General features: G+C 70.9%; 16 protein-coding genes, 4 tRNA genes, 1 other RNA gene and 1 pseudogene. 10 read left to right on the top strand and 12 right to left on the bottom strand.

From position 1 onward, the window contains the following. Nucleotides 1-23: 23 nt before the first annotated feature. The 5 genes and pseudogenes from OF819_RS22430 to purS all read right to left on the bottom strand — a co-directional run bounded on the left by OF819_RS22430 (nt 24) and on the right by purS (nt 4941). A pseudogene (locus OF819_RS22430) lies at nt 24-895 on the bottom strand (M23 family metallopeptidase). Between the two features lie 104 nt (nt 896-999). Continuing rightward, a complete protein-coding gene (locus tag OF819_RS22425) occupies nt 1000-1518 on the bottom strand; it encodes an ArsR/SmtB family transcription factor (protein WP_267245412.1) in 519 nt (172 codons plus the stop codon). 123 nt (nt 1519-1641) lie between these two features. Next, a complete protein-coding gene (gene purL, locus OF819_RS22420; RefSeq protein WP_267245411.1) occupies nt 1642-3891 on the bottom strand; it encodes a phosphoribosylformylglycinamidine synthase subunit PurL in 2250 nt (749 codons plus the stop codon). Nucleotides 3892-3976: 85 nt separating this feature from the next. After that, nucleotides 3977-4666, bottom strand: coding sequence for a phosphoribosylformylglycinamidine synthase subunit PurQ (purQ, locus tag OF819_RS22415; protein ID WP_267245410.1), 690 nt, complete (start codon nt 4664-4666; stop codon nt 3977-3979). Continuing rightward, nucleotides 4663-4941 carry a phosphoribosylformylglycinamidine synthase subunit PurS gene (gene purS / locus OF819_RS22410; RefSeq protein ID WP_267245409.1) on the bottom strand — a complete coding sequence of 93 codons (279 nt, stop codon included), beginning with the start codon at nt 4939-4941 and terminating at the stop codon, nt 4663-4665. Before purS ends, purQ begins: the two co-directional genes overlap by 4 nt. Nucleotides 4942-5240: 299 nt before the next feature. On the opposite strand from purS, the gene OF819_RS22405 reads away from it, so the two are divergent. The 4 genes from OF819_RS22405 (at nt 5241) to OF819_RS22390 (ending at nt 6414) form a co-directional block, all read left to right on the top strand. After that, nucleotides 5241-5576 (top strand): Lsr2 family protein, encoded by a 336-nt coding sequence (locus OF819_RS22405; protein ID WP_323748954.1) that lies wholly within the window; start codon nt 5241-5243, stop codon nt 5574-5576. A 122-nt stretch (nt 5577-5698) separates the two neighbouring features. Further along, a tRNA-Gly gene (locus OF819_RS22400) sits at nt 5699-5770 on the top strand. An 88-nt stretch (nt 5771-5858) separates the two neighbouring features. Further along, nucleotides 5859-5931: transfer RNA gene (locus OF819_RS22395), tRNA-Gly, on the top strand. Between the two features lie 410 nt (nt 5932-6341). Further along, a tRNA-Gly gene (locus tag OF819_RS22390) sits at nt 6342-6414 on the top strand. Nucleotides 6415-6532: 118 nt separating this feature from the next. Here OF819_RS22390 and OF819_RS22385 read toward each other — a convergent pair. The 7 genes from OF819_RS22385 to ffs form a co-directional block, all read right to left on the bottom strand. Continuing rightward, nucleotides 6533-7435, bottom strand: a complete 903-nt coding sequence (locus OF819_RS22385) for a phosphoribosylaminoimidazolesuccinocarboxamide synthase (RefSeq protein WP_267245408.1) — start codon at nt 7433-7435, stop codon at nt 6533-6535. Nucleotides 7436-7596: 161 nt separating this feature from the next. Further along, a complete protein-coding gene (locus OF819_RS22380) occupies nt 7597-9057 on the bottom strand; it encodes a N,N-dimethylformamidase beta subunit family domain-containing protein (protein WP_267245407.1) in 1461 nt (486 codons plus the stop codon). Between the two features lie 168 nt (nt 9058-9225). After that, nucleotides 9226-9351, bottom strand: coding sequence for a hypothetical protein (locus OF819_RS22375; RefSeq protein WP_267245406.1), 126 nt, complete (start codon nt 9349-9351; stop codon nt 9226-9228). Then, a complete protein-coding gene (locus OF819_RS22370) occupies nt 9348-11417 on the bottom strand; it encodes a hypothetical protein (RefSeq protein WP_267245405.1) in 2070 nt (689 codons plus the stop codon). Before OF819_RS22370 ends, OF819_RS22375 begins: the two co-directional genes overlap by 4 nt. A gap of 211 nt (nt 11418-11628) precedes the next feature. After that, on the bottom strand, nt 11629-12966 hold the full coding sequence (gene purD / locus OF819_RS22365; protein ID WP_267245404.1) for a phosphoribosylamine--glycine ligase: 1338 nt from the start codon (nt 12964-12966) through the stop codon (nt 11629-11631). A gap of 60 nt (nt 12967-13026) precedes the next feature. Then, nucleotides 13027-15315 (bottom strand): DNA polymerase III subunit gamma and tau, encoded by a 2289-nt coding sequence (locus OF819_RS22360; RefSeq protein ID WP_267245403.1) that lies wholly within the window; start codon nt 15313-15315, stop codon nt 13027-13029. 83 nt (nt 15316-15398) lie between these two features. Next, nucleotides 15399-15493: signal recognition particle sRNA small type (ffs, locus tag OF819_RS22355), an RNA gene on the bottom strand. A 73-nt stretch (nt 15494-15566) separates the two neighbouring features. On the opposite strand from ffs, the gene OF819_RS22350 reads away from it, so the two are divergent. The 6 genes from OF819_RS22350 (at nt 15567) to OF819_RS22320 (ending at nt 20948) form a co-directional block, all read left to right on the top strand. Further along, nucleotides 15567-15651 (top strand) — tRNA-Ser (locus OF819_RS22350). 528 nt (nt 15652-16179) lie between these two features. Further along, complete coding sequence (locus tag OF819_RS22340; RefSeq protein WP_267245402.1) at nt 16180-17484, top strand: hypothetical protein; 1305 nt, start codon at nt 16180-16182, stop codon at nt 17482-17484. 542 nt (nt 17485-18026) lie between these two features. After that, complete coding sequence (locus OF819_RS22335) at nt 18027-19520, top strand: ATP-binding protein (RefSeq protein ID WP_267245401.1); 1494 nt, start codon at nt 18027-18029, stop codon at nt 19518-19520. Nucleotides 19521-19583: 63 nt separating this feature from the next. Further along, nucleotides 19584-19970 carry a roadblock/LC7 domain-containing protein gene (locus OF819_RS22330; RefSeq protein ID WP_416370599.1) on the top strand — a complete coding sequence of 129 codons (387 nt, stop codon included), beginning with the start codon at nt 19584-19586 and terminating at the stop codon, nt 19968-19970. Next, nucleotides 19967-20344 carry a DUF742 domain-containing protein gene (locus OF819_RS22325; RefSeq protein WP_267245400.1) on the top strand — a complete coding sequence of 126 codons (378 nt, stop codon included), beginning with the start codon at nt 19967-19969 and terminating at the stop codon, nt 20342-20344. The genes OF819_RS22330 and OF819_RS22325 overlap by 4 nt, the downstream gene beginning before the upstream one ends. Beyond that, complete coding sequence (locus tag OF819_RS22320) at nt 20325-20948, top strand: GTP-binding protein (protein ID WP_267245399.1); 624 nt, start codon at nt 20325-20327, stop codon at nt 20946-20948. Before OF819_RS22325 ends, OF819_RS22320 begins: the two co-directional genes overlap by 20 nt. Nucleotides 20949-21043 lie beyond the last annotated feature (95 nt).

The following is a 21043-nucleotide window of genomic DNA, read 5'->3' as shown; positions in this document are numbered from 1 at the left end:
CCCAGCGAGACCCCCTGCCCTGCTCACTCCCCTTGGAGCAGGGCAGGCTCACTGCCCACGGTGAACGTCTCGCGGTTGCCCGGGACACCCAGCCCGCGCCACAGGAAGGGGATGCCGCCCGCGGCCTCCAGATCCGGCCCGTCCATCAGCTGGAAGTGGAGATGCGGCTCCGAGGAGTTGCCGGAGTTCCCGCAGCGGGCCAGCAACTGGCCCGCAGCGACCCGGTCGCCCTCCCGCACCACCGGGGAGCCGCGCTGGAGATGCGCGTAGACGGCATGACGCCGTCGCCGAGGTGGAGCACGACGTGGTTGCCGACGATCCGGGAAGTCCCCGCAACACTGCGTATCGCCCCCTCGACGAGCAGCATGTATATCAGCGCGAGCAGGGACGTGCGGCTGAGGTGGTCGCGCCGGCCGTCGCTCACCCGCACGACGGTGGCGTCCGCCACGGCGAGCACAGGAGCGCCGAAGGCCGGGAACGCGCTGCTGCGGCGGGCGAGGGGCCACAGCCACCGGAAGCCGGGCCGGCCGCCGTCGGCATCGCCGTCCGTGTCGCCTTCCGCCACGATGTCGATCGCGTATGTCTGCCCCAGCTGATGGGTGCCATGGCTGGGCACCCGGTCGGCCGGGCTGTTCAGCGCGGACCAGCGGCCCGTGACCGGCGGGTCCACCTCCACGGCCGTGGGCCGTCTGGCCGTCTGCGCGGCCCGGAGCAGCCGGCCGAGGACGAGCGTGCCGGCGACCGCCAGACCGGCCGGCAGCCAGATCCAGGGCATGGGGAACGGCAGCTGCCCCGACAGATCCACGGCTATCAGTGCGAAGAACGCCAGCCAGCAGCAGCGGATGGTGATCGCGAGCGGCTTGCGCACGGACGCGAACGGCTTACGCGGAGACATCCGGACCTCTCCCCCAGGGTGTCGTCGGTGTTCATGATCGGTCGGGTGACGCCCTGGCCGGGCGGTGTTCACGGCCGGGCGGTGTTCGGGGCCGGGAGCGGCTCTCAGGGGCGTGCGGCCATCAGGGCGACCAGCAGCGGCACCGCCCGGTTGCCCGGCACCTCGTAGCGGCCCCGGCGCCCTCCCGTATGGACCCAGCCGGCGGCGGTCAGCTGGCGCAGATGGTGGTAGATCTGGCCGCTGGTGCCGATCCCCTCGAGTTCGGCGAGCTCCGCCGCCGTGCGCCTGCCGCCGAGTATCTCGCGCAGCAGCCGCAGCCGGACCGGATGGCCGAGCGCCGCGAACGACTCCGCAGCGTCCGACCAGTCGGCGTCGACCGCCATGAGCTGATCGGTCAGGGCCCCGTACTGCCATTCGTACTGCTCGCCCGTCGGAAGCCGCACCGCCCCGGTGAAGAGCACCCCTCCATCGGCCGCGCCCGCCTCCGCGAGCTGGCCCTTGAGTCCTTCCAGCGCCCAGAAGTCGCCCTCGCGCACAGCTCGGCCGACGCTGCCGTCTCCCTGTGGTCCCTCCAGCGCGGCGATGCGCCGCTCCAGCGCTGTGAGGCGGTCTTCCAGTCCCATGCCCCAACCTTACGTAATTACGTAATCCCGCACAAGAAGTCAGGGCAAGAAAATCACAGGCGACGGACATGACAGAGCCCCTGCCCGCGCGGACGGCGGGCAGGGGCTCCGTACGGAAAACGCTCAGGCCAGCAGACCCGGAATGGTCTCCTCGTGCGCGGTCCGCAGCTCGGCCAGCGGGATGCGGAACTCGCCCTGCACCTCGACCTCTTCGCCGTCCACGACGCCGATGCGGGTCGCGGGCAGCCCGCGCGCGCCGCACATGTCGGTGAAGCGAAGCTCCTCGCTGCGCGGCACGGCGACGACCGCACGTCCCGCCGACTCGCTGAACAGGAAGGTGAACGCGTCCAGACCGTCCGGGACGACCAGCCGCGCGCCGACGCCGCCGCGCAGGCATGACTCGACGACCGCCTGGACGAGCCCGCCATCGGAGAGGTCGTGCGCCGCGTCGATCATGCCGTCGCGGGAGGCGGAGATCAGGATCTCGGCGAGCAGCTTCTCCCGGTCCAGGTCGACGGCCGGGGGCAGTCCGCCCAGATGGCCGTGGACGACATCGGACCAGGCCGAGCCGCCGAACTCCTCCTTGGTGTCGCCGAGGAGGTAGAGCAGCTGGCCCTCCTCGGCGAAGGCGATCGGGGTGCGGCGCGTGACGTCGTCGATCACGCCGAGGACCGCGACGACGGGCGTCGGGTGGATCGCCGTCTCGCCGGTCTGGTTGTAGAGCGAGACATTGCCGCCGGTCACGGGCGTGCCCAGGTCCCGGCAGCCGTCCGCGAGCCCGCGCGTGGCCTCGGCGAACTGCCACATCACACCCGGGTCCTCAGGGGAGCCGAAGTTCAGACAGTCCGAGATCGCCAGCGGCTTCGCACCGGAGGCGGCCACATTGCGGTAGGCCTCCGCCAGCGCCAGCTGGGCGCCGGTGTACGGGTCGAGCTTGGCGTACCGGCCGTTGCCGTCGGTCGCCATGGCCACGCCGAGGTTGCTCTCCTCGTCGATGCGGACCATACCCGCGTCCTCGGGCTGCGCGAGCACCGTGTTGCCCTGTACAAAGCGGTCGTACTGGTCGGTGATCCATGCCTTGGACGCCTGGTTCGGCGAGCCGACGACCTTCAGCACCTGAGCGCGCAGCTCATCGGCGCTCTCCGGGCGGGGCAGCTTGCCGGCGTCGTCCGCCTGCAGGGCGTCCTGCCAGTCCGGGCGGGCGTAGGGGCGCTGGTAGACCGGCCCCTCATGGGCGACGGTCCGCGGCGGCACATCCACGATCTGCTCGCCGTGCCAGAAGATCTCCAGCCGCTCGCCCTCGGTCACCTCTCCGATGACGGTGGCGATGACGTCCCACTTCTCGCAGATCTCCATAAAGCGGTCGACATGCTGCGGCTCGACGATCGCGCACATGCGCTCCTGCGACTCGCTCATGAGGATCTCCTCGGGCGAGAGGGTCGCATCGCGCAGCGGCACGGTGTCCAGCTCGACCCGCATGCCGCCGGAGCCGGCCGAGGCCAGTTCGCTCGTGGCACAGGACAGGCCCGCGCCGCCGAGGTCCTGGATGCCCGCGACCAGGTTCTCCTTGAAGATCTCAAGCGTGCACTCGATGAGGAGCTTCTCCTGGAACGGGTCGCCGACCTGGACGGCGGGCCGCTTGGCCGGACCGGTGCTCTCAAAGGTCTCGGAGGCGAGGACGGAGACGCCTCCGATGCCGTCGCCGCCGGTGCGGGCGCCGTAGAGGATCACCTTGTTGCCGGGGCCCGACGCCTTGGCGAGATGGATGTCCTCATGCTTCATCACGCCGATGCATCCGGCGTTGACCAGCGGGTTCCCCTGGTAGCAGGGGTCGAAGACGACCTCGCCGCCGATGTTGGGCAGGCCCAGGCAGTTGCCGTAGCCGCCGATGCCCGCGACGACGCCCGGGAGCACCCGCTTGGTGTCCGGGTGGTCGGCCGCGCCGAAGCGCAGCGGGTCGACGACGGCGACCGGACGCGCGCCCATGGCGAGGATGTCGCGGACGATGCCGCCGACGCCGGTGGCCGCGCCCTGGTAGGGCTCGATATACGAGGGGTGGTTGTGCGACTCGACCTTGAAGGTGACCGCGTACCCCTGGCCGACGTCCACGACGCCCGCGTTCTCGCCGATGCCGACGAGCAGGGCGTCGGACTCGGGGGCCTTCTCGCCGAACTGCTTGAGATGGACCTTGCTGCTCTTGTACGAGCAGTGCTCGGACCACATCACGGAGTACATGGCGAGTTCGGCGCCGGTCGGGCGGCGGCCGAGGATCTCGCGGATACGGTCGTACTCGTCCTTCTTCAGGCCGAGTTCGGCCCACGGCTGCTCGGCGTCCGGGGTCTCGGATGCGTGCTTGACGGTATCGAGGGTCACGCTCGGTCGCTCCTTCGCGCGTGGTGGTGCTGGGATCGCGGGTCGGGGCGCTCAGTCGCTCCCTCGGCTGTTCCGGCATCGAGGGTCATGCGTTGACCAGCTTCTTCAGGATCGACGTGAAGAATCCCAGGCCGTCGGTGCGGCCTGTGCCGACGAGCGGTTCGACGGCGTGCTCGGGGTGCGGCATCAGGCCGACGACATTGCCCGCCTCATTGGCGATGCCGGCGATGTCCCGCAGCGAGCCGTTCGGGTTCATGTCCAGATAGCGGAAGACGACACGGCCCTCCGCCTCCAGCTCGTCCAGGGTCCGCTCGTCCGCGACATACCGGCCGTCGATGTTCTTGAGCGGGATGGAGATCTCCTGGCCTGCCTCGTAGTCCGAGGTCCAGGCCGTCTCGCTGGTCTCCACCCGCAGCTTCTGGTCGCGGCAGATGAAGTGCAGATGGTTGTTCCGCAGCATCGCCCCGGGCAGCAGATGCGTCTCGGTGAGCACCTGGAAGCCATTGCAGATGCCGAGGACCGGCATTCCGGCCCTGGCCTGGTCGATGACCGTCTCCATCACCGGCGAGAAGCGGGAGATGGCCCCGGCGCGCAGATAGTCGCCGTAGGAGAAGCCGCCGGGCAGCACGACGGCGTCGACCTGCTTGAGGTCCTTGTCGCGGTGCCACAGCGGCACGGGCTCGGCGCCCGCGATCCGCACGGCGCGCAGCGTGTCCCGGTCGTCGAGCGTGCCGGGAAAAGTGACGACTCCGATACGGGGCGTCCCGGCGGTCACGACTCCGCCTTCGCGGACTCGGGCGCGGCCTCGGACTCCACCTTCACAACGAAGTCCTCGATGACGGTGTTGGCGAGGAACGTTTCGGCCATCTCATGGATGCGGGCGAGGGCGGCCTCGTCGACCGGTCCCTCCACCTCCAGCTCGAAGCGCTTTCCCTGACGTACGTCGGCGATCCCCTCGAAGCCGAGACGGGGCAGTGCGCGCTGCACCGCCTGTCCCTGCGGGTCGAGGATCTCCGGCTTGAGCATGACGTCGACTACGACGCGTGCCACTGGCACTCCCGGTGGTGTGTTGCGTGGGCGGTTCCCTCAGCGTACCCGCCCGGAAAATCTACGCGAGTAGATATCTCAAGCACACCCGGTGAAAATCCAGGTAAATATCCGGGGGGACATTGCGGCGGACACGCGCAGGCAATTGGCCCGGCTTCACATTGTGAGACCCTTGGCTGTACAAAGGAAAGCAGAGGAAAGCGGCATTGCCCTCGGCATTGCGCCGCAACCAGCCGGAAAGCCGGTATCGCCGCATGTCAGCAGGTTGACGACGACGGTGCCGCCAGAAAGGACCGATATCCGTGGTTCAGCGAGTAGTGGTTGTGCTCTCCGACGACATCGACGGCGGAGAAGCGGCGGAAACGGTCTCCTTCGCTCTGGACGGGAAGTCATACGAGATCGACCTCAATCCCGCCAATGCAAAGAAACTGCGCAAGGCCCTGGCGCCGTACGTGGCCGCGGCCCGAAAGCAGTCGAAGGCGTCGAAGCGCGGCAAGCGCCGCACCGACTACCGGCACACCTCCCTTGAGCCGGCGCCGGCGGCGGTCCGCGCCTGGGCGCAGGCCAACAAGATGGACGTCCCCGCGCGGGGACGCATCCCCAAGCATGTCTACGAAGCGTTCCGCAAGGCGAGTTGAGACACCGTCGGGCGCCCCGGACCGCCTCCCGGGGCGCGGAGTTGCACAGCACCCCCGTTGATCGGCTAAAGTCTGGAGCACGCCGAGGGGCGAGGCCGAAAGGCCGCAGCCCAGCGCAGCGTGCGGGTGTAGTTCAGTAGTAGAACATCCCCCTTCCAGGGGGAAGGCGCAGTGTGCAATTCCTGTCACCCGCTCTGCCGTCGCTTTACCGGTTTCCGGCCTGGCCGGTGGATCAGGTATAGTGGCGGACGCACCGCCCGGTGAGAGCCGAGCGGCAGCAATGCGGACGTGGCTCAGTTGGTAGAGCATCACCTTGCCAAGGTGAGGGTCGCGAGTTCGAATCTCGTCGTCCGCTCAGCGAGGCAGAGGCCCCGGTCATCCGACCGGGGCCTCTGTCGTTTCTCCGGCGACTGTCGGCTGTCGGCTGTGACAGTCGCCACATCGCCGTGGCGCCGGGCCGCCCGGTGTCAGCCGGTGTCACTCCCTGATCGTCACCGGCCGTGGCGGCCCCGGTCACCTCCTGCGCACCCGCGTCGCCAGCGCCCGTCCCCGCCGCGCCCGGCGGAAACCGCTCTGTGGAGCAGGAGTTGGACCACCGGCGCGATCTCCGCGGGATACGCCCGATCACAGAGATCGCCGAGCGGCCTGTTCATGTCGGGGAAGCGGGCGGCAACGGTGCTGCACCCGCCGCCGCGAGTCGGCATGCCGCGATGCGTCCCGCTCGGGAGCGAGGTTGGGTATAGTGGTCTCCGCGCTACGGCGCATGCGGACGTGGCTCAGTTGGTAGAGCATCACCTTGCCAAGGTGAGGGTCGCGAGTTCGAATCTCGTCGTCCGCTCCGTGAAAGAAGCCCCCGGCCGGATGGCCGGGGGCTTCTTCGTGCTGTTCCGCTTTGTGCTGTTCCGCTTTGTGCTGTTCCGCTTCCTGCCGCCCTGCTTCCTGCTGTCCGGCGGCTGCTACGACCAGCGCGCTCCGGTCAGCAGCTCATACGCCTCCAGATACTTGGCGCGGGTCGCCGCCACCACCTCGTCCGGCATCCCGGGCGGCGGCTGGTCGCTCTTGCGGTCCCAGCCGGAAGCGGGCGAGGTCAGCCAGTCGCGTACGTACTGCTTGTCGTACGACGGCTGGGCACGCCCCGGCGTCCACTGGTCGGCGGGCCAGAAACGGGACGAGTCCGGGGTGAGCACCTCGTCCGCGATGACCAGCCGGCCGTCCTCGTCAAAGCCGAACTCGAACTTGGTGTCCGCGAGGATGATCCCGCGGTCGCGGGCGATGTCGCGGGCGCGCCCGTACACGGCGAGCGTCAGCTGCCGCAGCTGCGCGGCGGTCTCCGCGCCGACCTGCCGCGCCACCTCCTCGTAGGAGACGTTCTCGTCGTGGTCGCCGACGGCGGCCTTGGTGGCGGGTGTGAAGATCGGGGCGGGCAGCTCGGAGCCGTCGCTCAGGCCCTCGGGCAGCGCCAGTCCGCAGACCGTACGGGACTCGCGGTACTCGGCCAGGCCGGAGCCCGTCAGATAGCCGCGCGCCACGCACTCCACCGGGACCATGGACAGCGAGCGGCAGACCAGCGTGCGGCCCTCCCAGTCGGCGGGGGCGCCGGGCGGCAGATCCGCGGACAGCACATGGTTGGGGACGAGGTCCTCCAGACGCTCGAACCACCACAGAGACAGCTGGGTCAGCACCCGGCCCTTGTCGGGGATCTCGGTCGGCAGGACCCAGTCATAAGCGGAGATGCGGTCACTGGCGACCATCACCAGATCGCCCGCCTCGTTCCGGTAGAGGTCGCGCACCTTGCCGGTGTGCAGATGCACCAGCCCCGGCACCTGCTGCGGCTCGGGCTTTTCGACAAATCCGGACACGGTTCCTCCCCGTGGTTCTGTACGAGTAAGCCGATTGTCCCGTACGCGGTGGTGATCGGCCTGACCAGGGGGCTCGTATGCAGCGCGCACGGCCGTGCCGCTCGGGATCGGGGGCGGGCCGGGGTCTGCCCGCGGGCGGGCGTGCCCGGGGGCCGGCGCGTTCAGTCCCGCTTGCAGATGCGGTCGAGGAGATTGGCCGTCGCCCGCTGGATACGGCTGTCGACATGGCCGGGCCGGTCCAGCGCGGGCGACCAGGCGAAGGTGCCGGAGGCGAAGACCAGAGCGCCGGAAGAGGCGCGGTACACGGAGGTCTCCTGATGGCGGACGGCCCCCTCGCCGTCCCTGTACGGAGAGTGCGCCAGCAGAATCCTGCCCTGGTGCTCGGGCAGTGCGGTACGCGGGAAATAGCGGTCCGCCTCGCCCGCCACCAGCCCCGGAAGCTCATCGCCCTCGCCCGCTCCGGTGGCCTCCCACAGCCAGTGTCCGGCGTTCCGCACGATCAGCGGGGCGGGCTCGGGCACCCGCCCCGCGTACTGGATGCCCAGCAGCTGCTGCTCGGGGCGGTCGATCTCACGCCAGAGCGCCGGTTTGCCGGGCCCGCGGCGTTTTCGGCAGGTCAGGAGCCGGTCGGGCACCCCGGAGGGGGAGTCGCCCAGTTCGATCCGCCAGTACATCGTGTTCGCGGAGAGGAAGACGAGCGAGGTGCCGCCGTCGCGGGCGGACTCGACCGTGCGGCGCATCGGGACCGACCAGTACTCGTCATGGCCCGGGAAGACCAGTCCGCGGTAGCGGGCGGGGTCGATGCGGCCGGCGTGCAGATCGCGGGCGTCGGCGTAGGCGAGGTCGTAGCCGTAGCGCTCGGCCCAGCGAATGAAGTCGTAGGCATGGCCCACATGCAGCGGCAGCCCCGCGCCCGCGTAGGGGCGGTCGAAGGAAACGGTGGTGGCCGCGTCCTCCTCGCCGAGCAGCCGGCCCTGCTCGTCCCAGGCGTGATACAGGCTCGCTCCGGTGCGGCCGTCCTCGGGATAGAGGTTGTACGCCTGCCAGGTGATGTCGGGCAGCAGCAGAAGAAGATCGGCGGGGCGGTCGTCGCGAACCGTGAAGGGGACATGGGAGCGGTAGCCGTCCGCCGTGGTGAGCACGGCGACATAGGCCCCCACCGACCAGTACGACGGAATCTGCAGCCGCCAGGAGAGCCACCAGTGGTGGCAGGAGACCGTGCGATCGGCCGTCAGGGGCGGCGGCTGGACGATGCCGGACAGCCGGGGGCTCGTGCTGATCTTGGCCGCGCCGTCTCCCGCGTAATGCCCGATGCGGTAGACGTCCACGGAGAACTGCTGGGGCGGGTCGACCGTGATGTGGAAGTCGAGGGACTCCCCGGGCGCCGCCGCGCCGGTCGAGGTGAAGCCCTTGATCTGGCGGCGCACATCGTCGGCGGCCCGGGGGCCGCCTGCTCCGCCCTTCGCCAAGGCCGGGTCCGCGTACCAGGGAACGACCTGGCCGGTGTCGTCGAAGTAGTGCTCGCCGCCGCGCAGCCAGGGCAGCGGGCCCTGGCCGAAGGGGTCCGTGACGGCATGGGCGAGGGCTCCCGATTCCCATCGCCGGATCTGCTCCGCCCCCATGCTGCACGCCCTCCCTCGGCTCCCCGGGTCTACGGCTGTCCCGCGCCGGCTTCCTCCGACCGACACGCGATGCCCAGCACATCACATGACGCATGCGACCCGTCACCGCTTGTTGTGAACGGATATGAATAGATATGAACGGCTGTAAATGGCTTTGAACGGAACGAATCATTCCGGCCTGTCGGCCGGGCTTCGATCAGGCGGTGGTCGGCCGCCCATCAGGCCGCCCGTGTGGCAGCCGATCAGGCCGCCCATCGGGCCGCTCATCAGGCCGCCGGCCGGATCGTCGATCACACCAGGCGGACCGGCTTCTCGGGGCGGATGCCCAGAGAGCCGAGCCAGACCCGCAGCGGCTGCGCGTCGCCGTCCTCGACGAGGCTGAGAACCGTGCTGCTCAGATCAGCCGTGCGCTCGCCGCCGACCAGGAGGGCGGGGCCGTCCAGCCAGTCGAGGCCCGGGACCGCGCCCGCCGTGTCGACCGCCGCGCAGCAGACCATCGCCGTGACATGGTCGGCCAGCAACTCTCGCCCGCTGCGGGGCGGCTGCAGCGGAAAGAGCGGCAGCGGGTCCGCGTCCCACAGGGCGAGCGATTCGCCCGCGGCGCCTCCTGCCGGAACCGGGGTGTAGGTCGAACCAGGCATCCCGGAATCGCCCCCGGGGACGGGCGGCGATCCGGCCGCGCCCAGGGCAGCCGCCTTACGCCTGGCGGCTTCGTCACGGGCCGCCTCCTCCCGGGCTACCTCCGCGCTGATCCCGGCCGCGAGCGCCTCACTCCGCTCATCGGCCCCGCCACCGGCCGCCTCACCGACCCCCGGGGCGGCTGAGGCGCTCGGGGCGGCCGAGGTACTCGGGCCAGCTGAGGCACCCGAGGTGCCGGACGCCTCTTCTGCCGTGGCGGATGCCCCGGATGCCCCGGATGCCCCGGACACCCCGGACGCCGCCGACGCCTGCGCTGCGGCCGACGGTGCGGCCGAGAGATGGTCCATCACCCGTGCGAGCGTCGGCCCCTCGGATCCGGCCGACGGCGGTACACCCATCTCGTCGAGCACCCGGTGCAGCCTGGCCGCCTCCGTACGCCATTTGCGGTCCACGACCTCCTCCGGATACTGCTCCCAGTCCACCGGCGACCAGTCGGGACCCGCCTCGGCCGGGCCTCCGTGGAAGAGGCGGGCCGCGAGCAGCGAGGCGGCCTCGTCCACCGCGCCGGGCTCCTCAAGCAGATCGCACGCGGGCCGTTCGCCCAGCCGGGAGGCGAAGCCCTCGGCGAGCCGGTCGCGCCGGGACAGCTCCGTCAGCGCGGACACCACCCCCGCGTCCAGGCGGGAAGGCCAGCGGCCCATCCGCCAGGCGGGCAGCGCCACTCTGGTCAGCAGCCTGTCCCAGCCCGCGTAGGCGAGACCGACCTGCTCCTGGGCGACGATCCGCAGGCCGTAATCCACAGCCTGTGCACGCTCGGAGGCCGCGGCCGCGACGCCTCGCTCCATCTCCGCCGCGTGCTCCCGGCAGCTGCGGAGCATCCCGCGGGCCGTCCAGCCGACGAAGCGGAGCGCCGTCGCGCGTATCGGCCGTATCAGCCGACGCCGTATGAGCCGCGGCATGAGACGGGGCATGAGACGCGACGGCCGGTCGTCCTGGCCGCCGCCCCCTCGGCCAGGGCCGGTGGCCCACTGCCCGGCGGGACCGCCGTCGCGGGCCGCGTCGCCCACCGCGGCGTCCAGGCCCCGGACGAAGCGCCGCGCCGCGGCTATGTCCGGATGGGCGGAGGGCCCGGTGCCGGCCACGACCGGGGCGAGGACCGCCCGCAGCTCGGCGACCCTCATCCACCACAGGAAGGGCGAACCGATCACCAGCACCGGGGCCTCGTCCGAGCCGCGGCGACGCCGCCTGCCCCGTATCGCATGCGACGGATGGGAGCGGTCCTCAAGCCAGCTGTCGCAGTCTGGTGTGACCGCCAGGGCGGAGGGCGCGGGCACATCGAGCCGGTCGGCCAGATCCCGCACCAGCCGGTACAGATCGGGCGCGGCCCGCTCCGGCAGGTCGACCGTGGGGGTGAGCGCGGGGGTGGCCCGGGCGATCGCGGTGGCGACCGCGGCCGCCACCAGCAGCACTGCCGCCGCGAAGCCGGACACCGCCCAGCGGGCGGCATCCCAGCCCGGACCCGTCATATGCCCGGTGGGGCCGCCCGCGAGCAGCACGACGGCGGCGGCCGTGGGCAGCAGCGCCACGGCCAGCGCCCTGCTGCGGACGCGCAGCACGGCGAGGGCCCGGGAGCGCGCGCCCTGCGCGCCCACCGACTCACCGAAGACGAATGCAGAACCCGAATCTGGACCTGAACCAGAGCCGGAACCGGAAACGGACATGGCCGGACGTCACCCCCTCTGCCCTGCGACGGCTTTGCTCACTCCCCCACTGTGGCATCCGTCACTGACATCGCAATGTCAGTGGGCCAAGTGCCGGAATGCGCCGGAACGCCTGCGCCGCACACTAGTTGGGGTGCCGCCGAGCGTCATCCGGATGGCTTAGCACTCACTCGATGGAATGGCTTTGGGCAAAGGTGCTGACGTCGGCCGTTCAGCCCTGAGTGGCGTTCTCCGCGGCCTCGCGTGCGATGTCCGTACGGTGCTGCGAACCGTCCAGCCGGATGCGCGCCACCGCCTGGTAGGCCCGCTCCCTGGCCTGCGCCAGGTCGGCGCCGGTCGCCGTGACCGACAGGACCCGGCCGCCCGCGCTCACGACCTTCCCGCCGACGCCGACGCCGACGCCGACGCCGCCGTCGCCGTGACCGCCGCCGTCGCCGCCGGGCTGGTCCGGCCTGCCCGCGGACCGCTTGGTTCCGGCGTGCAGGACGTACGCGTGCGGGGCGTCCTTCTCCGCGACCTCGTCCAGTCCCTCGATCGGGTCGCCGGTGCGCGGCGTACCGGGGTAGTTGTGCGAGGCGATGACCACGGTGACGGCGGCGTCGTCGCGCCAGTTCAGCGGGGGCCCGGCGTCAAGGGTGCCGTTGGCGGCGTGGAGCAGGACGCCGGCCAGCGGCGTCTTCAGACGGGCGAGGACCACCTGGGTCTCCGGGTCGCCGAAGCGGGCGTTGAACTCGATGACCCGTACGCCGCGCGAGGTGATGGCAAGACCCGCGTACAGCAGACCGGTGAACGGCGTGCCCCGGCGGCGCAGCTCGTCCACGGTGGGCTGGAGGACCGTCTCCATGACGTCGTCGACGAGCGAGGCGTCGGCCCACGGAAGCGGCGAGTACGCGCCCATGCCTCCGGTGTTGGGGCCCTTGTCGCCGTCCAGCGCCCGCTTGAAGTCCTGGGCGGGCTGGAGGGGGAGGACGGTCGTGCCGTCGGTGACGGCGAAGAGCGAGACCTCGGGGCCGTCGAGATACTCCTCGATGACGACGCGGCCGCAGGCGAGCGCGTGCGCACGGGCGGCGTCGAGGTCGTCGGTCACCACGACGCCCTTGCCCGCGGCGAGGCCGTCGTCCTTGACGACGTACGGAGCGCCGAAGGCGTCGAGGGCCTCGTCGATCTCCTCGGGGGTCGTACAGACGTAGCTGCGGGCCGTGGGCACTCCGGCGGACGCCATCACCTCCTTGGCGAATGCCTTGGAGCCTTCCAGCTGGGCCGCCTCCTCGGAGGGCCCGAAGCAGGGGATGCCGGCGGCGCGCACCGCGTCGGCGACGCCGGCGACCAGCGGGGCCTCCGGGCCGATCACGACCAGGTCGGCCTCCAGGCGGGAGGCGAGGCCGGCCACGGCCGCGCCGTCCAGCGCGTCGACCGTGTGCAGCTCGGCGACCTCGCCGATGCCGGCGTTTCCGGGCGCGCAGTGCAGCGCGGTGACGTCGGGGTCGAGGGAGAGTGAGCGGCACAGGGCGTGTTCGCGGGCGCCGCCGCCGATGACGAGGACCTTCACGCCATGCAGCCTAACCGCCGGCGGCTCATGCCTTCGTACGGGACTCCGACGGCCGGGCCGCTACTCGTTCGTATATTCCTCCACGACTGTCGCGCCGAGCTCCCGGACGATCAGCTCATGGCCGGAGAGCGCGGAGTCGACCAAGTCCGGATCGTCCTCTTCCGGTACGTCGTCCTCAAGGGAGACGGGGGGTGGCGCGGGGGTGTGCGGTACGGGTTCGGGCGACGCGACGGCCGATGCCGCCGCCCCGGCCTGTGCTGCGGCCTGTGCTCCGGCCCGGGAGGCGGGGCGCGGCTCGGGCGCGGCCGCCTGAGCCGCGGGCTGCGATGAGGGGGGCGTGGGGGCGGGCGTGGCTGGGGCAGACGCGGGGGACGCCGCCGCACTGCCGTAGCCGCCGGGGCTGCCGGAGCCGTAGCCGCCGCCGTAGCCGCCGGAGGGAGCGGGCGGACGCGGCGAACCGCCGCCGGGGCCGCCCTGGCCGCCCGAGGGATCGACGATCGCCTCGATCTTCCACTGCACATGGAACTGCTCGGCGAGCGCCTGCCGCAGCACGTCCTCGCTGCCGCTGCTCGCGAAATTGTCACGCGCTCCGGCGTTGATGAAGCCGAGCTGGAGCGTGGTGCCGTCGAACCCTGCGACCTGGGCGTTCTGGCTGAGGAGGATCCAGGTGAAGCGACGGCGGTTCTTGACGGCCTCCAGGATGTCCGGCCACATGTTCCGCACCTGGGCGGCGGCCTGCGCGGACGGCTGCGGCTGCGGCGTCGGAGCGGTTTGGGGCTGAGCGGCTTGAGGCTGAGCGGCCTGGGGGTGAGCGGCTTGGGGCTGAGGAGTCTGCGCGGAGGGCTTGGCCGCTGTGGGCCAGCCGCCGGGCCGACGCCCGCCGTCGCCGCCCTGACCGGCGGGGCCGCCCTGACCGCCCTGACCGGCGGGGGCGGCAGGGGCGGCGGCCGTGGGCCATGCGCCGGGGCGCGCTCCTCCGGAGCCCGCGGCCTGCGGCGGTTCGGAGGCCGGTGCCGGGGCGACCTGGGCAGACGCGGGAGCCGGGGCGGTCGGAGCCTGCGCGGGGGCAGGCGGAGGCACAGGTGCGGGAGCGGGAGGCTGCGTCGCGGGAGCCGGGGCCATATGCCCCTGCACCTCGGGCCCGGGGACGTACCCCATCGCGGGCGCGCCGGCCGGGGGCCCCTGGAGTGCGGCCCCGCGCTCCAGCCGATCCAGCCGGGCCTGCACGGAACGCTCGTCGTCGAAGGCGGCCGGCAGCAGCACCCGGGCGCAGATCAGCTCAAGCTGCAGCCGCGGCGAGGTCGCCCCGCGCATCTCCGTCAGCCCGGTGTTGACCAGATCGGCGGCCCGGCTCAGCTCGGCCGCCCCGAACACCGAAGCCTGCGCCTGCATCCGCTCGACCACATCGGCGGGCGCGTCGATCAGCCCCTTGTCGCCCGCGTCCGGCACGGCGGCCAGGATGACCAGGTCCCGCAGCCGCTCCAGCAGGTCGGCGACGAACCGCCGCGGGTCGTTCCCCCCCTCGATGACCCGGTCCACGACCTCGAAGGCCGCCGCCCCGTCACCCGACGCAAAGGCGTCCACGATCGAGTCGAGCAGCGAGCCGTCCGTGTATCCCAGCAGAGCGGTGGCCATGGCATACGTCACACCGTCCGCGGCCGCGCCCGCGAGCAGCTGGTCCATGACGGACATCGAGTCACGCACGGACCCCGCGCCCGCACGCACGACGAGCGGCAGCACGCCGTCCTCGACGGGGATGTCTTCCTTGGCGCAGACCTCGCCCAGATAGTCCCGCAGGGTGCCGGGGGGCACGAGACGGAAGGGATAGTGGTGCGTACGCGACCGGATGGTGCCGATCACCTTCTCCGGCTCGGTGGTCGCGAAGATGAACTTCAGATGCTCGGGCGGCTCCTCGACCACCTTCAGCAGGGCGTTGAAACCCTGCGGGGTGACCATATGCGCCTCATCGATGATGTAGATCTTGTAGCGGCTGCTCGCGGGCCCGAAGAATGCCTTCTCCCGCAGCTCACGGGCATCGTCCACGCCTCCGTGCGATGCCGCGTCGATCTCGATCACATCGATCGACCCCGGCCCGTTCCGCGCCAGGTCACGGCACGAGTGGCACTCCCCGCAGGGGTTGGGCGTGGGTCCCTGCTCACAGTTCAGACACCGCGCGAGGATGCGCGCACTGGTCGTCTTGCCACATCCGCGCGGCCCGCTGAACAGGTACGCGTGATTGACCCGGTTGTTCCGCAGCGCCTGCTGCAGCGGGTCGGTGACATGCTCCTGCCCGATGACCTCCGCGAAGGTCTCGGGTCGATAGCGGCGGTACAGCGCAAGGGACGACACGCCTACGAGGTTATCGGCCCCCACCGACAACGAACCCCGCCCGCGCCCCGACCGCCCCGACACCCCGGCCCGCCCCCGCAAACACAAGGGCCCCCCACGCACCCGCCAGAGCCGACCTACCCTTGCTGCCTTCCGGCCCTGGGGGAGTTCAGTCAGATAGCGCCACGTGAGGGGCTCCGCACAGAGTACCCGAAGGTGCGGGTGAGGATCGAGTTCGCGAGCACTCCTCTCGGTCATGTAATGTTTCCGGCGGAGGATTCGCCTAGAGGCCTAGGGCGCACGCTTGGAAAGCGTGTTGGGGGCAACCCCTCACGAGTTCGAATCTCGTATCCTCCGCTCCCGCCTGAACAGGCGAAACGAAGGCCCCGGACCGCGCGAGCGGCCGGGGCCTTCGGCGTGCCTGGTCCACGCGATCATGCGACCGGTCTGGGGCCAGCTCGAACGCCCTGGCAGCGCGGCACGGGTCTGGCAGGTCAGCCGTCGCCGCTTCGTCAGCAATGTCCTCGGGCCCCATCTCGAACCGGTCTGCCGCGACTGGGCGCTGCATCACGCCGACCCCGAGCTTCTGGGCGGTCTGCCCGCCCCGCGTCGCCGGCCTGCGCGAGGTGGTCATCGAGTGCCTGACGGACGTTCTCAACATCGCCGAGAGAGACGGCTCGGGGGCCGCCTCTCCCGGGGCCCTAGCGGCGCTGTTACGCCGCGGTGACGGTTTCAAGATCAGCTGGGGTCGCGGGGCGTGTGAAGATCGATTACACGCCGCGTGCACCGCGCATTCGCGTGCACCGCTCTCATCTGATCCGGCCCGTAGGCGAGCGTCCATCGCGCTCAGCGGGTCGCCCGGCCGATTCCTTGGGGGGAGTCATCATGTCCGCTCGTCTTGTCGCAGCCGCCGCCGTCACCACGGCAGCAGCCGTTGGAGCCACACTCGTTCCGGTCCACGCCTATGCCGCGTCCGCCGCTCCGGCGGGGCTCGCGGCGCTCAGTGTCGAGCTTGGTGCGCCGGCGCCGGACGCGGCGTTGGAGCGGGGTGGGGCGAAGGCGTCGTTCTCGTTCACCGTGAGGAACTCCTCGGACGAGGCAGTGGACTTCCGGCCCTGGCTGGTCGGGGAGTCCGATGGGGCCAGCCCCGTCCGGCCCGATCAGGTCGCCTTCGATGTGAGCGCGGTGAACGCGCCCGAAACCGCCTCGCGGCTTCTCGGTGAGGGCACGGGTGTTCAGGGGGCCTTCTTCCCCAAGGGCGGCGGCGCGGGCGAGGCGTTCTCGGTGCCGGCTGGGTCGGAGCTCAGCTGGAAGGTCACCGTCGGTCTCGGCGAGGGCTTTCCCGCCAACAACGGCAGCCTGAAGCTGACCGCCGCCGATCTGAACGGGCCGGTGGGCAGCACCGGATCGGTCGCCTTCAAGGCGGATCCGGCGGTCGACGCCAAGCCGCTTCAGGTGTGGTGGGGCAACGGCCCCGAGGGGGTCATCCGCCCCGGCGGGCCCGCGCGGCACATCAACGTATATCTGCGGGCCCCCGGTGAGGGCGGCTACGACAAGGCCCTGGAGACCCGCGTACGCCTGCTGTCGCCCGGAGGCGGCGGGCCGCGCCCGGAGTTGGGGGTCGAGCTCTACCGCGAGGGAAGCTGGAAGCCGCTGAAGGCCGTTGGCGAGGGCGAGTGGCTGCTTCCCGGCGTCCCCAAGGGCTTCGGCGGCGGGAAGCAGGAGAGCTTCCCGCTGCGCCTGACGGTGCTCGACGCGAACGGCCTGACCGCTGACACCAAGGTCACGCTGATGGCCGCGGTGAGTCTGGAGGGTGAGAGCGGCCCGGCCTTCGCCGAGGCCGAAGGCGTGGTCACCGTGGGGCCTGCGGCCAAGGCGCCCTCCTCGCTGAGCCCGTCCGCGGCCGTCGCCCGCACCGCCCCGGCCACCACGGATGCCACGGACGCCACCGCCCCGGCCACCGACGCGTCCGGGACCGCGGGCGCCCGCGCCGCAGGCTCCGCGGCCGCGCCGGTTTCCGCCGCGGGCGCCCAGGCGGACACCTCCGCTCCGGCGGCCACGGGCAACCTCGCCCGCACCGGCTCCTCCTCGGCGCTGCCGCTGTACGGGGGAGTCGCGGCGGCGCTGCTGGCCGTCGGCGCAGCGCTCGCGTTCGTCGGCATACGCCGGCGGGGCGGCGCACGCTCCTGACGCGAAATCGCCACATAAGGCCCCGACCGGCGGACGGTCGGGGCCTTACGTCGTACGGCGGCCATCCTCCGCCGGGGCGCTCCGAAGGGAAACCGATAAAGCGGGACCGGTCAAAAGGAGGTCAGAAAGCGCACTCAGGCGGTCAGGAGTAGCACAGCAGAGATTCTTCAATTCGGTTTTCCGCTGACCGACCAGGGTCAAACGATTCTTCCGAATTTCGCACATGAGTACATTCATGTGTTGTGTGCACTCGGAGCACATAATCATTCCGACCCCGCTATGCTCGCTGTCGCGCAGCGAGTTGCGACGATTACAGCACGTCGCTGCTGGCTGTCGTGGTGCCGCCGATCGCACGAGAGCCCGGGCGTCCTGGGACCCGGCTCCATGCGCGCGGAACGCCGACGCGACATGCGCCGCGGCCAAGCGCTGGCAAAGCGTGGCCCGGCCGTCGTCGACAGCCGGCGATCTTGATCATGCGACCCTCCCCGGCACCCGTATATGCCCTGTATGACGCCCTGTCCGTGAGCGCTCTGAGGATGCAGATGGTTCGTGCTGGTTCGTCACCCGGGAGGCCCGGGTCCGCCTCCACCCCCATGTGGCTGCTGCCACCCGTACTACTGGCCGTCTGTACGGTCGCTGCCGTCTTGTTGACGCCCCCGACGGCCCGTGCCCAGGTCGCCTGGGTGGGTGCCATCGCGACGGCAGCGGTGGCCGTCGCAGCCGCGGAGGCGGCACGCCGGGGACATGCGATCGACGAACTGCGCAAGCAGAGCGCCGAAAGGGAGGAAGCCCTGCGTCGGCAGCTGGCCGAGCAGGAGACCGAGACCGTGCGGATGGCCGAGGAGCTGCTGCCCAAGGCCATGGGCCGGCTGCAGCAAGGCACCCCGGCCGAAGAGGTGCTGCGCACCATCGACTATGTGTCGCGCGTCAGCCCCCGGTTCCACGACGCGAGCATGTCCGTGCTGCGCTATGTGCTGCAGGCCGTCGAGGCCCAGTCGGATCTGCGTGACTCCGCCCAGCGGGCCTTCGTCAACATCGCCCGGCGCGTCCAGGCCATCGTCCACCAACAGGCGCTGGAAATCCGGGAGATGGAGGACCGGCACGGTCAGGACCCCGAGGTGTTCGGCGATTTGCTGCACCTGGACCACAGGACCGCGCTGATCGGCCGGCTGGCGGACAGCATCGCCGTACTGGGCGGAGCCCGGCCGGGCCGGCAGTGGCAGAAGACCATCCCGCTGTTCAATGTGCTGCGCGGCGCGATGTCGCGGATCACCGACTACCAGCGTGTCGATCTGCACTCCGTGGCCGAGGTCGGCATTCTCGGCCGCGGGGTCGAACCACTGATCCACGCCGTGTCCGAGCTGCTGGACAACGCCACTCGCTACTCGCCGCCGCACACACGGGTCCATCTGACCGCGGCCGAGGTCCAGTCCGGTGTGGCCATCGAGATCGAGGACGCCGGGTTCGGCCTGACCGACGAAGCCCGGGTGCGCGCCGAGCGGGCCCTGGCGCAGAACGCCACCAGCGGACTGGACCTCGACGACCTGGGTGAGGCCCCCCGCCTTGGCCTGGCGGTCGTCGGCCGGCTGTCCCACACGCACAACTTCAAGGTGGCCCTCCGGGTGTCCGCGTACGGCGGCGTACGCGTCGTCCTGATCGTGCCGCCGAATCTGCTCACCACCACCCCGGTGCCCGGCGGAGCGCTGGCCAAGGCCGCCAGCCTGCCGCCGCCCCGCTACCCCTCAAGCGCGGGACGCCGCCCCGCGCCGATGATCGCGGAGGAGTCGGCGCCCGTTCCGCGCGGCGTCAACGGCCTTCCGCAGCGCAGGCGCCGCACGCGCGCCGTGACCCCGCCCCTGCGGCGGCCCAAGCCTCCCGTCCCCACCTCTGACTCCGCGTCCCCGGTGTCAGCCGCCCCACCCCCGCAGGCCGGACTATGGCTGGCCGCCTTCCAGGAGGGCATTTCCGGCGAACCCGAAGCTGAGTCCCCAGCACACCGTCGCCATGGCCTGAGCGCTGAAGAGTCCGAGCAGTAACTGAGCCATGAGGCCCATGAAGTAAGGATGAGTAAGTAAGTGGTGACAAAGCAGCGGCTCAATATGGACTGGATGCTTGAGGAACTGGCGTCCAGTGTTCCGCAGACCCGTAATGTCGTGGTGCTGTCCTCCGACGGGTTGTGCATGGCGCAGTTCGGCACGGACGAGGACGCCGCAGACCGCCTCGCCGCCGCCTGTGCCGGGCTGCAGAGCCTGTCGACGGCCATCGCCACGGAATTCCCGCACGGCGACGGAAAGATGAAGCTCGTCGTCATCGAGATCAACGGTGGCTTCTTCTATCTGATGGCGGCCGGCGCCGGAGCGTATCTGGCGGTGCTCGCCGATGACGACGTGGACGCCGGGCTGATGGGACAGCGTATGCGGGACCTGGTCGCCCGGATCGGCCAGCACCTCACCAGCCCGCCGCGGGCCGACCGGCGGGTTCCGTGAGCGATCCGAAACACGAGCAGCCCCGGCCCTGGGAAGAAGGCGGCCCCGAACGGCTCTATGTCATCACATCCGGCCGAAGCCAGTCCGCCGAAGATCACCGCCCTCTGGACATGGTCACGCTGATCGTGACCAAGAACGACGTTCCCGGTTCGAGCATGCAGCCCGAGCATGCCGCCATCATCCACATATGCGACTACCCGCTGTCCGTCGCGGAGATCTCCGCATACCTCCACCTGCCGGTCAGCGTGGTCACGGTGCTGCTGGTGGATCTGCTGGAGAGCGGCCATGTCGAAGCGCGGGCGCCGATCCCGACCGCGTCTTTGCCCGATGTCGAACTTTTGGAGGCGGTGATGCATGGACTGCAGAATCTCTGAACCCGTCGTCGGCCCGCGCAGCGAGGACACCCTGCCAGCCTCTGTCACCACAGCGGTGAAAGTGGTGATCGTCGGCGGCTTCGGGGTCGGGAAAACCACCCTGGTCGGCTCGGTCAGTGAGATCCGTCCGCTGACCACCGAAGAGACCATGACGCAGGCCAGCGCCGATGTGGACGACATCGCCGGAGTCGAGCGCAAGACCGAGACGACCGTGGCGATGGACTTCGGCCGGATCACCCTCAGCGACAAACTGGTGCTCTATCTGTTCGGCACGCCCGGTCAGCAGCGCTTCTGGTTCCTGTGGAACGGCCTCTTCGAAGGCGCTCTGGGCGCGGTGGTGCTGATCGACACCCGGCGGCTGGAAGACAGCTTTGACGTCATGAGCCAGCTGGAGGAACGCGGCGTGCCCTTCGTCATCGCCATCAACGCGTTCCCGGACGCCCCCGCGTATCCCATGGCCGAGCTCCGAGCGGCCATGGACATCCCCGACACCGTACCCATGATCGACTGCGATGCGCGCAACCGCGGCTCCAGCCGCGACGCCCTGCTGTCGCTCCTGCGCTATCTGCACACCCTCACCACCACACCCCCGGAGTCCCGGTGACCGCCTCTTCGCCCAAGCAGTCCCCCGCCGCGTCCGCCTCCCCGCGGCCTCCTCAGTGCCCGGTCCGATTCGGGGACCCCGACGCTCTGGCGCGG

Source organism: Streptomyces sp. PR69 (assembly GCF_026420845.1).
In the GTDB taxonomy this organism is placed as follows: Bacteria; Actinomycetota; Actinomycetes; order Streptomycetales; family Streptomycetaceae; genus Streptomyces.
The sequence above is the reverse complement of the archived record's forward strand: the minus strand, read 5'-3'. Positions and strand labels throughout refer to the sequence as shown.

Coding starts and splice junctions, on each gene's coding strand:
- OF819_RS22330 (WP_416370599.1), top strand. CDS start 19,584: ATGGACTGGATGCTTGAGGAACTGGCGTCCAGTGTTCCGCAGACCCGT.
- OF819_RS22340 (WP_267245402.1), top strand. CDS start 16,180: ATGTCCGCTCGTCTTGTCGCAGCCGCCGCCGTCACCACGGCAGCAGCC.
- OF819_RS22380 (WP_267245407.1), bottom strand. CDS start 9,057: ATGGGGGCGGAGCAGATCCGGCGATGGGAATCGGGAGCCCTCGCCCAT.
- OF819_RS22335 (WP_267245401.1), top strand. CDS start 18,027: ATGGTTCGTGCTGGTTCGTCACCCGGGAGGCCCGGGTCCGCCTCCACC.
- OF819_RS22320 (WP_267245399.1), top strand. CDS start 20,325: ATGGACTGCAGAATCTCTGAACCCGTCGTCGGCCCGCGCAGCGAGGAC.
- OF819_RS22370 (WP_267245405.1), bottom strand. CDS start 11,417: ATGTCCGTTTCCGGTTCCGGCTCTGGTTCAGGTCCAGATTCGGGTTCT.
- OF819_RS22425 (WP_267245412.1), bottom strand. CDS start 1,518: ATGGGACTGGAAGACCGCCTCACAGCGCTGGAGCGGCGCATCGCCGCG.